At 68.7% G+C, this 12,150-nt stretch carries 14 protein-coding genes, 1 tRNA gene and 1 pseudogene; 7 read left to right on the top strand and 9 right to left on the bottom strand.

Annotated elements, in window-relative coordinates:
- Positions 1-27: 27 nt before the first annotated feature.
- Positions 28-741, top strand: coding sequence for a DUF502 domain-containing protein (locus tag EXE51_RS02475; protein WP_049931755.1), 714 nt, complete (start codon positions 28-30; stop codon positions 739-741).
- An 86-nt stretch (positions 742-827) separates the two neighbouring features.
- Here EXE51_RS02475 and EXE51_RS02480 read toward each other — a convergent pair whose 3' ends face one another.
- The 3 genes from EXE51_RS02480 to EXE51_RS02490 all read right to left on the bottom strand — a co-directional run bounded on the left by EXE51_RS02480 (position 828) and on the right by EXE51_RS02490 (position 3,698).
- Positions 828-1,757, bottom strand: coding sequence for a branched-chain amino acid transaminase (locus EXE51_RS02480; RefSeq protein WP_049931757.1), 930 nt, complete (start codon positions 1,755-1,757; stop codon positions 828-830).
- Positions 1,758-2,187: 430 nt separating this feature from the next.
- Entirely contained in the window at positions 2,188-2,940 is a 753-nt protein-coding gene (gene ribB, locus EXE51_RS02485; protein ID WP_099288933.1) for a 3,4-dihydroxy-2-butanone-4-phosphate synthase, read from the bottom strand.
- On the bottom strand, positions 2,940-3,698 hold the full coding sequence (locus EXE51_RS02490) for a DUF120 domain-containing protein (protein ID WP_049931759.1): 759 nt from the start codon (positions 3,696-3,698) through the stop codon (positions 2,940-2,942). The genes ribB and EXE51_RS02490 overlap by 1 nt, the downstream gene beginning before the upstream one ends.
- Before the next feature lie 258 nt (positions 3,699-3,956).
- Between EXE51_RS02490 and EXE51_RS02495 the strand changes: the two genes are divergently transcribed.
- The 3 genes from EXE51_RS02495 (at position 3,957) to EXE51_RS02500 (ending at position 5,810) form a co-directional block, all read left to right on the top strand.
- Positions 3,957-4,028, top strand: a tRNA-Ala gene (locus EXE51_RS02495).
- Between the two features lie 184 nt (positions 4,029-4,212).
- A complete protein-coding gene (locus EXE51_RS18105; protein WP_255375966.1) occupies positions 4,213-4,341 on the top strand; it encodes a hypothetical protein in 129 nt (42 codons plus the stop codon).
- Between the two features lie 185 nt (positions 4,342-4,526).
- The gene (locus EXE51_RS02500; protein WP_137691978.1) at positions 4,527-5,810 is read left to right on the top strand and encodes an MFS transporter; all 1,284 of its coding nucleotides are present in this window, start codon (positions 4,527-4,529) and stop codon (positions 5,808-5,810) included.
- Between the two features lie 16 nt (positions 5,811-5,826).
- Here the strand turns inward: EXE51_RS02500 and EXE51_RS02505 are convergent, their stop codons facing one another.
- The 3 genes from EXE51_RS02505 to EXE51_RS02515 form a co-directional block, all read right to left on the bottom strand.
- Complete coding sequence (locus tag EXE51_RS02505; RefSeq protein ID WP_094592901.1) at positions 5,827-6,384, bottom strand: hypothetical protein; 558 nt, start codon at positions 6,382-6,384, stop codon at positions 5,827-5,829.
- A gap of 40 nt (positions 6,385-6,424) precedes the next feature.
- A complete protein-coding gene (locus EXE51_RS02510; RefSeq protein WP_049931763.1) occupies positions 6,425-7,726 on the bottom strand; it encodes a ribonuclease R family protein in 1,302 nt (433 codons plus the stop codon).
- A 71-nt stretch (positions 7,727-7,797) separates the two neighbouring features.
- Positions 7,798-8,169: a hypothetical protein gene (locus EXE51_RS02515; protein WP_089308830.1), complete on the bottom strand. Its 372-nt coding sequence runs from the start codon at positions 8,167-8,169 to the stop codon at positions 7,798-7,800.
- Positions 8,170-8,220: 51 nt separating this feature from the next.
- Here EXE51_RS02515 and EXE51_RS02520 point away from each other — a divergent pair.
- Positions 8,221-8,478: pseudogene (locus EXE51_RS02520) on the top strand (cation:proton antiporter); the annotation flags it as partial.
- Positions 8,479-8,590: 112 nt separating this feature from the next.
- Here the strand turns inward: EXE51_RS02520 and EXE51_RS02525 are convergent.
- The 3 genes from EXE51_RS02525 to EXE51_RS02535 form a co-directional block, all read right to left on the bottom strand.
- The gene (locus EXE51_RS02525; RefSeq protein ID WP_241990578.1) at positions 8,591-9,130 is read right to left on the bottom strand and encodes a hypothetical protein; all 540 of its coding nucleotides are present in this window, start codon (positions 9,128-9,130) and stop codon (positions 8,591-8,593) included.
- 695 nt (positions 9,131-9,825) lie between these two features.
- Positions 9,826-10,125 (bottom strand): DUF5789 family protein, encoded by a 300-nt coding sequence (locus tag EXE51_RS02530; RefSeq protein ID WP_086219956.1) that lies wholly within the window; start codon positions 10,123-10,125, stop codon positions 9,826-9,828.
- A 270-nt stretch (positions 10,126-10,395) separates the two neighbouring features.
- Complete coding sequence (locus EXE51_RS02535; RefSeq protein ID WP_137691979.1) at positions 10,396-11,556, bottom strand: aminopeptidase P family protein; 1,161 nt, start codon at positions 11,554-11,556, stop codon at positions 10,396-10,398.
- A gap of 93 nt (positions 11,557-11,649) precedes the next feature.
- Between EXE51_RS02535 and EXE51_RS17660 the strand changes: the two genes are divergently transcribed.
- Positions 11,650-11,820, top strand: coding sequence for a hypothetical protein (locus EXE51_RS17660; RefSeq protein WP_167373102.1), 171 nt, complete (start codon positions 11,650-11,652; stop codon positions 11,818-11,820).
- A gap of 91 nt (positions 11,821-11,911) precedes the next feature.
- Positions 11,912-12,142, top strand: coding sequence for a hypothetical protein (locus tag EXE51_RS02540; RefSeq protein WP_049931774.1), 231 nt, complete (start codon positions 11,912-11,914; stop codon positions 12,140-12,142).
- Positions 12,143-12,150 lie beyond the last annotated feature (8 nt).

Genomic DNA, 12,150 nt, shown 5'->3' on the forward strand with positions numbered 1-12,150 from the left:
GATTGCCGACACATACCGATCCGATAGATGTCCACGTGGAAACGCGACTTCGCCAGCGGGCTCATCGTGCTGGCGCCGCTCCTCGTCCTCCTGTTAGTCCTCCGCTGGATCTACCAGTACATCGCCTCGATCCCGCTCATCGAGGGGCTCCAGCCCGAGGTCATCCCGGCGCCGCTAGAGCCCGTCTCCCGCGTCGTCATCGCGTTCGCGGTGTTCGCGACCGTGGTGCTCGCGGTGGGGTACTTCATGCGGACGACGCTGGGTCGGCTGGCGGAGTCGGCGGTGGACGACGCGATCAACCGGATCCCGGCGCTCCGAGTCGTGTACAACGCCTCGAAGCTCGCGATCGAGACGGCGATCTCCGGCACCGACGAGCTACAGAGCCCGGTGTACATCGAGACGTGGCCCGGGATCCGGATGACCGCGTTCCGGACGGGGAAGAAGACCCGAGACGGAAAGATCGTCCTGTTCATGCCGACCGCCCCGAACATCACCACCGGCTTCGTTATCGAGGTCGAACCGGACCGGGTCGAGGAGACCGGCGAGACGGTCGAGGAGGGGATGACGCGGGTCCTCTCCGCCGGATTCGCCGAGTCCGCTCATCAGGTCCCCGTCCACGAGGAGGCGCCCACGGAGGGCGACGGCGACGGGACCCCGGGCGGCTTCGGACGCGTCCGGACGGACGGGACCCCGAGCGACGGCGAGGGGTCGGCGACCGACGGGAGCGGTTCGAGCGAGTAGCGGCTCGAGCGGCCGGCAGTTCGAGTGACTAGCGGCTCTTCGCGCGCGGCGATTTAAAAAGATCGAGAGAAAGCAGGCGAGGCGAGCTACAGGTAGGTGAACCACTCGTCGTGGTCGTCGGTCCGCCGCTCGACCAGGTCGAAGAACGCGTCCTGAAGCTCCTCGGTCACCGGGCCGCGGCTTCCCGAGCCGATCTCCGTGTCGTCGACCGAGCGGATCGGGGTGACCTCGGCCGCGGAGCCGGTGAAGAACAGCTCGTCGGCGGTGTACAGCTGTCCGCGGGAGATGACCGCCTCGTCGTGGACCTCGTAGCCGCGCTCCTCGGCGAGGGCGATCACGGTGTCGCGGGTGATCCCCTCGAGGATCGACTGCGCGGGGCCGGTAGTGTATATCTCGCCGTCGTTGACCATGAAGATGTTCTCGCCCGGCCCCTCCGCGACGTTCCCCTCCTTATTCAGGACGATGGCCTCGACGTAGCCGTTCCGGCGCGCCTCCTCGCCCGCCAGCATGGAGTTGACGTAGAGTCCGGTCGTCTTCACGTTCGTCGGCACCTGCGAGGAGGCGTGCTTCCGCCACGAGGAGACCATCACGTCGACCCCCTCCTCGAGGGCCTCCTCGCCGAGGTACGCCCCCCACGGCCACGCGGCGAGGACGAGGTCGGTCGGGCAGCCCTTCGGCGAGACGCCGAGCGAATCGTACCCGTAGTAGGCGATCGGCCGGACGTACGCGGAGTCGAGGTCCTGCCGATCGAGGAGTTCGAGGGTCGCCTCGGTGATCTCCTCGCGCGAGTGCTCGATGTCCATGTCGTACATCTTCGCCGAGTCGAACAGCCGGTCGAGGTGTTCCTCCCACCGGAAGATCGCCGGCCCCTGCTCGGTGTCGTAACAGCGGACGCCCTCGAACACGCCGCTCCCGTAGTGGAGCGCGTGGGTCAGAACGTGGGTCGTCGCGTCCTCCCAGTCGAGGAACTCCCCGTTCTTCCAGATCGTGTCGACGTCCATCTCGTCGAATCCCATACTCGGTAGTTGCGGCCGGCGGGCTTAAAACTGTGACAACCGGTCGGGGTTGTCGGGACGGACCGAGTTTCGATTCCTCTGACGGGACAACGACAACCACTTACAAAGCCCCAGCCGCTCGGCGAAACAGAGACGATCCCGACACGAACACCGCCAGAGCCCCAGCCGTGAGGGCGACGTACGCTCGCTGCGCGCTTCACTCGGTCGCTCACTGCGTTCACTCCTTCGTTCCAGTGCTTGCGTCGCCTACGTCGCCCTCACGGCTGCCCCTTTGAGTCCCACCCCGCACCGCTCCGTACAGCACCTCTCACCTCCCCAGCCTCGTCAGTCGCCCCCGCTTCGCTCCGGCGACTGACTCCCTCGCACGCGCTGACTCGCGGTCGCCGAGGGCGACCGCTCGCAGGCGCGCGCCGACAGTAGCGGTGGTCGATTATTTCAGCGCCTCGACGAGGGCCGCGCCCTCGACGTACGGGATGTCGCGGCGGGCCGCGTAGGCGGCGGCGTCCGCGGGCGAGAGCGCGTCGCCCGTCTCGTCGTCGAGCATCTCGCAGACCACGGCGGCGGGCGCGGCGCCCACCGCCTCGGCCATCGCGAGGCCGAGTTCGGTGTGACCGGTGCGCCCCGAGAGCCCGTCGCGGTCGCCACGCAGGACGTGAACGTGACCCGGCGCGCGGAACTCCGCGGCGAAGTCTTCCGGGCCGTACCCGCCCGGGTCGCCGCGGACGCGGCCGGCCGCGTTCGCCACCTCGGCGATGGTCTTCGCGCGGTCCGCGTCGGTGATCCCGGTGAACGTCTCGCGGTGGTTCACGGGCAGCGAGAACGAGGAGCGGTCGTCGTAGTCCGGGTCGTCGTCGACCGCGGGGTGGTCGAGCGCGTCAGCGAGGAACGGCAGGTCGAACGCGTCGCCCACCGCATCGCTCACGGCCACGCAGATCAGGCCGCCCGCGTCGTTACGCATGTGCGTGACCGCGGCCTCGTCGACCGCGCCCGCGGGGTAGACGATGTCTGTCTCCCCCTCACGGTCCGCGAAGTCGTGGACGCAGACGGGGTCGCCGGCGCGGAAGGCGTCAAGCGCGCGCTCGACCGCGTCGGCGTCGTCCGCGGGCTCGGTCCCCTCGGTGGCGTCGGCCGATTCCGCTCCGCCCGCGCTCGCCTCCGGGTCGGCGTCGACGTCGGCGCGCATCAGGCGACCTCCGTCTCGGCCGCGACCGATCCGGGCTCGTCGGCCCGGCTCGTCGGCTCGACGCGGACCTCCACCGCGTCGCCGTCGGCGAGGTCGAGCGCGTCGCGCAGCCGGTCCGGCGCGATCAGTTCGAGCTGGTCGTCGTCGTGGTGGGTCCGATCGGGGACGATGGCGTGGACCTCCTCGTAGCGCTCGTCGCCCGCGACGAGGGTGACCCCGTAGCAGGTGGCCGCGCCGTAGGTGCGCTCCTCGCTCTCCCACGCGTCGATGGGCACGGCGTCGATACCGGCCATCTCGCCGCGTCGGCGGACGCTCTCCTCGGTGAGGTCGACGTTGAGCGTGCCCGGGAACGGGTCGTAGCCGAGGCGCTCGCGGAACTGCTCGGCGTAGCCCGAGAGCGTGATGTAGTGGCGCCCCTCGCCCATCCCGCCGGTGACCGACCCACGGAGCGAGAGTCCGACGTCCGACTCGAACAGCCGGCGGTAGTCGGCGTACTCCGCGCGGAGCGCGGCTTCGCCCGCGTCCGTCACGCGGACCCACTGCCCGTCACTGACCACGTCGCGCTCGACGTAACCCGCGGATTCGAGGGTCTGGAGGCGCCGAGAGGCGGTCTGCGTTGAGGCGTCGAGCCGGTCACCGAGCGCCGCACACGACACCTTCGTCTCGGAGAGCCCGCCGACCAGCCCGACGTGCTTGAGGGCCGCGAGCGCGGCCGAGTCCACGTCGGTGTCCGCGTCGGTCGCCGTCGCGTCTGACATACCTTACAGTCGGTCGTCCGCGGTCAAAAGAGTAACGAATGTGGTACGCATCTCAAAAACGTTATGTGGTCGTAGAGCCGACCAAGAACCGCAGGATCAAACAGTTCGCCCGCTGGACATGTAACCCCGTCGGTGCCGGCCGGCTTCGCGATGTTTCGGTTCCTCGACCGAACCGATTCGGCCGCCGGATGCGAGCGACTCCCGCACGGGTCGTCGAAAGGTAAGGTACAAATACGAACGGCGATTGGTTCGTCGTGAGGGCTCGTAGATCAGTGGCAGATCGCTTCCTTCGCAAGGAAGAGGCCCGGGGTTCAAATCCCCGCGAGTCCATGTTTTCCGCCGCGAGCAAGGTCGCGAGCGGCGCAACCCGCGCAGCTCGCGCGGTCCCGTTCGTTGATCCTCACGAGACCCCTGTGAGCCCCCTCGACTCCCGTTTCGGTCGTTCCGACCCGGTTCGCACGCTGGATCTCTCCCGTTGGAAGCGATTAAATACCCTCGGCGAATCCGTCGGCGTATGAGCGTCTCTGAGATACTCGAGGGAACCAACCTCACGCACCGTCAGATGGGGGTAATCATGGTCGGGTGGATCCTGTTGGTCTCGGTGATCGCCGTCGGTCTGCTCCTGTACACGTCGACGCTATAACCGGCTTCCCGACCGGTCCGGCGGGCGCGGCCCGAGTGCGAGGCGCTTTCTGCGTCCCGTCAGACCTCTCGGAACAGCGTTCGTCGTCGTCGTCCGCCTCGGGACGCCGCCGACGCCCCGCACTCTCGGCAACCGCGGCGGGTACCCCCGAGGTTATGAACGGACCCGCCAAACCCGCGACTCACATGGACGCCGCCGAGCGACGGATAGTCGGATTCACCGCGGGATCGCACGGGCTCGTCCACACATACGAGCTGTCGATCCCCATCCTGTTGACGGTGTGGGTGGGTGAGTTCTCGACGACGGCGGCCGCGCTCGGCGTCGTCGTCACGCTCGGCTACGGGCTGTTCGGGGTCGGTGCGCTGCCGGGCGGTATCCTGGTCGACCGTTTCGGATCGAAGCCGCTCATCCTCGCCTGCCTCACCGGGATGGCGGGCTCGTTCCTCGCCGTGAGCCTCGCGCCGACGCTCCCCGTCCTCGCCGTGGCCGTCGCGATATGGGGACTCACCGCGAGCGTCTATCACCCCGCGGGGCTGTCGCTGCTCTCGACCTCGGTCGACCAGCGCGGGACCGCGCTCGGCTACCACGGGATCGGCGGGAACCTCGGGATCGCGCTCGGTCCGCTGGCGACCGCGCTGCTGCTCTTGGCGTTCGACTGGCGGCTCGTCACGGCCGCGCTCGCGCTCCCCGCGGTCGCCGTCGCCGCGTACGGCGTCACCGTCGACGTGGACGCGGCGCTCTCGTCCGCGGACCCCGAGCCGGGAGCGTCGGCCGCCGACGGGGGTCCGAACGGGGACTCGACCGGCGGCGCGAGCGGCGAGGTCTCGCTGTCGTCGGTCGCGACGGACACTCGGATCCTGATCGCCGGGGGGTTCCTGCTCGTGTTCGCGTTCGTCACGTTCAGCGGGCTCTACTACCGGACGTTCCTCACGTTTCTGCCGGACCTCCTCGGCGACGTGCTCGGCGGGCTCGTCGACCTCCAGTTGGTCGACCCGGAGAGCCCGTACGCCGATCAGTTCGACGCGGGACGGTACCTCTACGTGGCGGTCCTCACGGTCGGCGTGTTCGGCCAGTTCCTCGGCGGTCGGATCGCCGACCGCGTGCCGCCGGAGCGCGGGCTGATGGCGCTGATGGGTATCCTGTCCGCGCTCGCGCTGCTCTTCATCCCCGCGACGGGGACGATCGCCACGTTCGTCGCGGTGTCGCTCGCGCTCGGCGTCGCGCTGTTCACCGTCCAGCCGCTCTCGCAGGCGACGGTGGCGGCATACTCGCCCAGCGAGGCGCGCGGCCTCTCGTTCGGCTACACGTACGTCGGGATCTTCGGGATCGGCGCGCTCGGGTCGACGCTGGCCGGAACGATACTCACCCGGGCCGGCCCGTCGGAGCTGTTCGTCGTGCTGGCGATCATCGCGGCGCTCGGCGCGGTGTCAGCGACGGCGGTGTCACGCTTTGCGACGCGACGGGACTGATCCGGGGCGCCGCCGGTCAGTCCGCGCCCCCGTCGCGGTCGCCTTCGTCCTCGGCTGAGTCGTCGTCGCGCGCTCGTTCACCGGAATCGTCGTGATCGTCCGCCCCGTGGCCGTTCGCTTCCCCTCTTCCGTCGTCCGCCTCGCCCTCCCCGTGGTCGCCCGCTCCTGCCGCTTCGTCGTCCGCCTCGTACTCCTCGTGATCACCTCTTTCCCCTCCGTCGTCCGCATCTCCGTCGTGCTCTCCCTCCGACTGGACGTCGATCGTGACGGGCCCGCTGTCGGTCTCGGTCGCGTCCGGATCGGCCTCCGTCGTCTCGCGTCCGGCTTCGTCGTGCTCGAACGGCTCGTCCTCCGCCGACTCCATCTCGCTCAGTGCGTAGCCGACGGCGTAGCCCGTCGACCCGCCCAGCAGCGCGCCGATGCCGGCGCCGACGGGGCCGCCCCGAGCGCCGAGGACCGCCCCGGTGAAGCCGCCGACCGTCGCCGCGCGCTCCGCGTCGCGCTCGGGATCGCCGGTCGGTTCGAGCGGGTCCCCTTCGTGCCGGTCCGCGCTGTCGTGGTCGTGTGCGTCCATACCACGCTTTGCGGCCGCACAGGTCTATATCTCTCGCCGCTCAGGCGGTGTGTTTCGCTTCCTCTGAATCCTCGACGATCTCGACGCCGCGGTTGTTGACCGCGTAGGGGTCGAGCCCCTGTTCTTGGAGGAACTGCTTGTACAGCCGCTCTGCGGTCTCGCCGTCCTTTTGCTTGTCGCTGGCGTGGTCGCAGAGTTCGACGAGGGTCTCGGGCACGTCGTTCTCGTGGACGATCCAGTGGTTGATCGTGTCCGACAGGCGGCGGATCGGCGAGGTGAAGTGGCCGTAGATGTCGAAGTTGAGCGCGTGGTGGCCACCGAACGGGTCGTTCATGTACTTCGCGCGCGGCATCACCTTCAGCACGGCGCGCTGGATCTTGTTGAGCTGGCGCTCGGGCGACTCCTCCAAGGCGGCGTTGACCGCCTTCCGGGGGTCGTCGCCCCACGCCTCGCCCGGGATGGAGACGCCGTCGAGCTCCTGGATCTCTTTGAGCGCCTCGTTCCACTGGTCGGGGGTCGGCTGCGGGTGGACGCGGTACATCGCCTCGACGCCGCGGTCCCACATCAGCGTGTGCGTCACCGCCTTGTTCGCCTTCAGCATCGACTCCTCGATGATGGTGTGCGCGCGGTCGCGCCGGGGATTTAAGACGAGCGAGCCGTCCGCCTTGCGCTGCTCGTGCATGCGGTCGGCGAGCTCGAAGGCGAGCGCGTTCTCCTCGCCGAGGGGGAGCGAGGGGTCCTCCAGCCGGTTCTCGCACTCCTTGTAGGTGAGTCGCTCGTCGGAGTTGATGACGGACTTGTAGATGTCGATGTCCTCGAAGGATAGCGTCTCGTCGTCGATCTCCATCTCGACGGTGTGCGCGAGTCGGTCCTCGTTCGGGACGAGCGAGCAGACCGTCTCGGCCAGCACCGGCGGAAGCATGTGGATCGTGTAGTCGGGCAGGTAGACGGTGTTGGCGCGCTCGACCGCCTCCTCCCACATCGCGGTGTCCGGGGTGACGTAGTGGGTGACGTCGGCGATGTGGACCCACAGCCGGTAGGCGCCCTCCTCGCGTTTAATCGAAATCGCGTCGTCAAAGTCCTGCGCGTCGACCGGGTCCGTGGTCCACGTAGTGAGGTCACGGAGGTCCTCGCGCTCGTCGATCTCGGCCTCGATTTCCTCGTAGACGCCCTCGGTCCGCGCCTCCGCCTCGCGGAGGACCTCGCTCGGGAACTCGTCGCGGATCTCGAACTCCTCGAACAGTTCCTCGCGCTTCTCCGCGAGTCGGTCCGCGAGCTCCGGCGTGATCGTCACGGGGCCCTGGTCCTCGGCGGACCCGGGCTTCGGCTCGTCGTCTGACATACCTCCACCAACGCGGGTCCGTTAGAAAGGCCTGTCGGGCGGGCTGACGGGGACTCGATCCGGCGACGGGGCTACCGGTCTCGGTCGCGGTCGCGGTCGGAGCGCCGCCTGTCCGACTGGCCGCGGTCCGAGCGCGCACCCGATCTGTCCTCGTCGGTGCGGTCACCGTCGCCGCTCGTCACCGCCTCGACGTAGCGGTCGAGGAACTCCTCGTCGGTGAGCCCGTCCGCCTCGATGGAGCGCAGTAGCGATTCGAGCCCGTCGCGGGGCTGGTGACAGATCCCGTCGTCGCAGTCGGCACAGAGGTACTCGAACTCCTTGTCGCGCCGGCTCCAGCGGTCGCCCTCCTTGTCGTACTCGCGGGCGTCCTCCCGCAGCACCGAGTCCCCGCACGCGATACAGACGACCGTTCGCCGGTCCCGACTTCCCCGGGAGCCCCACATACCGCGCATCTCGTTCCCGCCCCACTTAGCGTTTGGTGCGCGGCCGACGCGCGTTCGACGCGGGTGGGACTCGAGATGACCACCCGCGGCGAGTTCTCGCTGATCATCGCGACTGTCGCGGTCACCGGCGCGAACGCGGGGACGTTCGACCCGGCGCTCGCGGGGACGATCAACGCGTTCGCGGTCGGCTACGTCCTCGTGATGGCGGTGCTGGGCACGACGCTGATGAGCTACTCCGCGCCGTTCGAGTCGATCGCGACCGCGTGGCTGGACCGCGACGGAGCGGACGGCAGTGGGGCGAGTGGATAGGATTTCGGCGCAGCGGGCGTTTATTTATAAACAGTCGGCTCTGTTGAAACACTGTTCTTCAGATACGTTTTCGCCTGAAACAGCCGATCGCTGAAGAGTGCGAACGTATTGGCTATTCTCCGCCACGGCTGCGCTCGTGGACGTAGCTGAAAATCAGGCTGAGTGGGACGGCTATCCAGATCGTCCACACGACCACTGTCAAGACGGTAAGGGGGTACAGCTCGAAGAACGCTCCGAGGAACTCGGTGAGCGAGGTCGGCGGGTCGGCCCCCACGTACGGGTTCAAAACCTCGTAGCCGTACACCGGAGCCAGTAGCAACCACACGGCAGTCCCGGCGAGGTAGTTCCCGACGACCGTGACCAGCGCTGCGACGGCCCTGTAGTACGGGACACTTGACGACAGGAAGCGCCACGTGAGCGCCCCGACCACGAATCCCGTGGCGAGGTACACCGGGATCGCAGACAGAACCACCCCTACGGAAGCCGCCGTACCCGAAACCAGCGTACTCACCGGAGCAAACACGATTCCACCGGCGAGGACACCGGCCGCCATACTGTAGCCAGCCCCCACGTCTTGTCGGTCTCCGAGCGGCAACCGTGACGGTCCGTATCGACCGTACAGCCGCACAACTCGGTCCAGCCTGGCTACCATGACACTCACCCCCTGATAAATCGTATCTGAACGTACTTCGTTCCGCCGGCTGGACAGTGGCTCGCTGTCCATCTCCTTATCTGGGGCAGCCTCGACTCCGGGATAGACCAGATACACAGGTAGAACAGTCTACTCGCCGAATAATCGAAGACAGCTCAGTCGACATATTTCTACTCTGTACTGAGCGAGACCGGGTGAGTACATGTTATCTGTCGAGGATTTCAACAGAGCCAAATAGCCGATTTCAAACCGGTGGCGAACACCTCCAAAGCCCCAGCCGCTTGGTTATAAACAGTCGATTGCTGATCGACCGATGAAACCACCAAAGTCCCCGTCGCTCGTTTATAAATAACTGACTGTGGATCGACGGCGAACACTTCTAAAGCCCCGGTCGTGAGGGCGGCGTACGCTCGCTGCGCTCCTCACTCGGTCGCTCACTTCGTTCGCTCCCTCGTTTCGGTGCTTACGTCGTCTACGCCGCCCTCACAACTGCCCTTTTGAGTCCCAGCCCGACCGCAACCGCCCCGCACCTCACGCCGCCCCAGCCTCGTCGGCCTCCCTCTGGTCGGCCGACTCCCTCGCGCGTGCTGGCTCGCGGCCTATCGGCCGCTCGCAGGCGCGCGCCGACCGCCAATTTATAGGCGTCCCTCCTCGTCTCAGCTGCTGTTTATAAATAGGTCCGGCGCGCTCGACGCCTACTCGGTCGCGACCGGGCCGCGGCCGACGACGTCCTCGACCGCCTGGACGAAGTCGCTCCGGCTCTCGAAGAGGGGGACCTCGCTCTCCGCGAGCACGTCGTCGAGTTCTCGGGGGCCGTCCGGCGTCCGGAGTTCGGCGTCGCCCTCCTGTTCGCGGACGTCGCTGCGCGTCGCGGGCCAGGTGAGCCGCGACGCCACGCGGGCGACCGGCTCGCCGGCCACGTCCGGCCCGTCGCCGAGTTCGACGGCCGGCTCCGCTTCCGCCTCCTCGTCTTCGTCCGCATCGGTGTCGCTCATGCCCCGCGGTTCCGCTCGGGCGACACTAATGGTTTCGATGCCGCTCGGGCCGCGCGGGGACGGTCCGCGCGTTCGGTCCGCCGGGTGAAATACACCGAAATAATTCGGTGATACTGTTATGTTATCCGGCCGTAATTTCCGGTTGGGGGAACAGCACACGACTCCCGAATCTGCGATTCGACGCTCGCAGCGCCTGTCGCTGCGCTTTTCTGACGCGTTCTCCCTGACGACGAGGTGTTCCGCCGCCGGCAGCCGGGACACCCTCGCCCGTCACTCCCAGCCGCGGTCGGTCCGGTTCAACCGCTCGCAGCCGTCCTCGGTGACGACCACGAGGTCCTCGATCCGGCAGCCGAACCGTCCGTCGAGATAGATCCCGGGCTCGACGGAACACACCATTCCCGGCTCCAACTGGCGGTCGTTTCCGGCGACGAGGTACGGCTCCTCGTGGACGTCCAAGCCCACACCGTGGCCCGTCCGGTGGACGAACGCGTCGCCGTACCCGGCCGCCTCGATCACCTCCCGCGCCGCGCGGTCGACGGCGGACGCGGGGACGCCGGGCACGACCGCCTCGACCGCGGCCGCCTGCGCCTCGCGCACGACCTCGTGGACCTCGGCGTACGCCTCGTCTGGCTCCTCGCCGAAGACGAGGGTCCGCGTCTGGTCGGACGGGTAGCCGTCGACGCGCGTCCCGAAGTCGAGGACGACCGGCTCGCCCGCGCCTATCTCCCGGTCGCCGTGGCCGTGGTGGGGTTTCGCGCCGTTCTCGCCCGCCGCGACGACCGTCTCGAAGCTGACGCCGCGGCCCCCGCGCTCGGCGAGTCGGTCCGCGATCCACTCGGCGAGCGCGGCCTCCGTCATGCCCACCGCGTCCGGGCCCAGTTCCCGGAGGTCGCCGACGACCGCGTCCGCGACCCCCGCGGCCTTCCGCAGCGCCGCCACCTCGGCCTCGTCCTTCCGGACCCGGAGGTCGGCGAGCGCCTCGCTCGCAAGCCCCCACGTCGCGTCGGGGGCCGCCGCCCGGAGGTCCTGCGAGAACCGCGCCCACATGGTGTCATCGACGAGGAGCCGCCCGCCGTCGAGCCCCCGGTCCGCGAGCAGCTCGCGCGTCGCCGCGACCGGGTCCTCGCCGTCGGCCCACGTCCGGACCTCACTGACGGTCGTCGCCTCGCGGACCTGCGTCTCGTACAGCGCCGGCACGAGCAGCGCCGGCTCCGGGTCGGCGGCGCCCGCCGCCGGCACGACGAGGAAGAAGTGTCGCTCGCCCGGCTCTTCGGCGAAGCCGGTGAGGTATTCGAGGTTGCGGCTCGGGAACGCGACCAGTCCGGCCGCGTCGACCGCGTCCAACCGGCGCGCGGTCCGCCCGCGTCGTCGCTCGTGCGGGCGGGTCGACCTCTCCGCTCCCGCCCCGCCCGCGTGTGCGTCGTCGGTCACGCGCCGACGTTCGGACTCGGTATATAAGTAGGGTGGCGTTGACGGGGCAGCAAGCGGCGCATAACTACTGGTGAGCGGTTGTTACGTGATACCATGTCGACCGAGAACGCGGCGACGTTCGACTGCCCCGAGTGCGACGTGAGCGCGCCCTCGACGTCGGTCCCGTACGACTCGCTCGGCTACGTCGTCTGCCCGGTGTGCGGCTACGCGGCCACGCCGGAGCGGTCGTCGAGCGCGGACCGCTCGCCGAGCGCGGGCGACTGACTCGCGGGGACACAGGCCTCGAAGTCGGGAGGCACCCGCGCGACCGCCTCGGAACCGCACCGCTTTAGCCGCGGGGCGCGTCGGGTCCGATATGGGCTGGTCGCTGGAGCGCGACGACGGCACGGTCACCGAGTGGGAGCGATCGGACGGGTACGCGACCGTCAGGCTCCGCGAACGAACCGACGGGGAGTTCGTCGTCCGCCTCGACGTGATGGAGCAGGCGGCCGACGACTCCGCCTACGAGCGGGAGCGGTTCGACGACCGCGATGCCGCCGAGGAGCGCGCGGTGGCGTGGCGCGACGCCCGCGATCTCGACGACTGACGCTGGCC

The sequence above is a fragment of the Halorubrum sp. CGM5_25_10-8B genome (assembly GCF_005435095.1).
In the GTDB taxonomy this organism is placed as follows: domain Archaea; phylum Halobacteriota; class Halobacteria; order Halobacteriales; family Haloferacaceae; genus Halorubrum; species Halorubrum ezzemoulense.

What these genes read in the sequence shown, in the direction of transcription:
- EXE51_RS02510 (WP_049931763.1), bottom strand. Translation starts at nt 7,726, where the DNA reads ATGTCAGACGACGAGCCGAAGCCCGGGTCCGCCGAGGACCAGGGCCCC.
- ribB (WP_099288933.1), bottom strand. Translation starts at nt 2,940, where the DNA reads ATGCGCGCCGACGTCGACGCCGACCCGGAGGCGAGCGCGGGCGGAGCG.
- EXE51_RS18105 (WP_255375966.1), top strand. Translation starts at nt 4,213, where the DNA reads ATGAGCGTCTCTGAGATACTCGAGGGAACCAACCTCACGCACCGTCAG.
- EXE51_RS02525 (WP_241990578.1), bottom strand. Translation starts at nt 9,130, where the DNA reads ATGGTAGCCAGGCTGGACCGAGTTGTGCGGCTGTACGGTCGATACGGA.
- EXE51_RS02540 (WP_049931774.1), top strand. Translation starts at nt 11,912, where the DNA reads ATGGGCTGGTCGCTGGAGCGCGACGACGGCACGGTCACCGAGTGGGAG.
- EXE51_RS02500 (WP_137691978.1), top strand. Translation starts at nt 4,527, where the DNA reads ATGGACGCCGCCGAGCGACGGATAGTCGGATTCACCGCGGGATCGCAC.
- EXE51_RS02530 (WP_086219956.1), bottom strand. Translation starts at nt 10,125, where the DNA reads ATGAGCGACACCGATGCGGACGAAGACGAGGAGGCGGAAGCGGAGCCG.
- EXE51_RS17660 (WP_167373102.1), top strand. Translation starts at nt 11,650, where the DNA reads ATGTCGACCGAGAACGCGGCGACGTTCGACTGCCCCGAGTGCGACGTG.
- EXE51_RS02490 (WP_049931759.1), bottom strand. Translation starts at nt 3,698, where the DNA reads ATGTCAGACGCGACGGCGACCGACGCGGACACCGACGTGGACTCGGCC.
- EXE51_RS02505 (WP_094592901.1), bottom strand. Translation starts at nt 6,384, where the DNA reads ATGGACGCACACGACCACGACAGCGCGGACCGGCACGAAGGGGACCCG.
- EXE51_RS02480 (WP_049931757.1), bottom strand. Translation starts at nt 1,757, where the DNA reads ATGGGATTCGACGAGATGGACGTCGACACGATCTGGAAGAACGGGGAG.
- EXE51_RS02515 (WP_089308830.1), bottom strand. Translation starts at nt 8,169, where the DNA reads ATGTGGGGCTCCCGGGGAAGTCGGGACCGGCGAACGGTCGTCTGTATC.
- EXE51_RS02475 (WP_049931755.1), top strand. Translation starts at nt 28, where the DNA reads ATGTCCACGTGGAAACGCGACTTCGCCAGCGGGCTCATCGTGCTGGCG.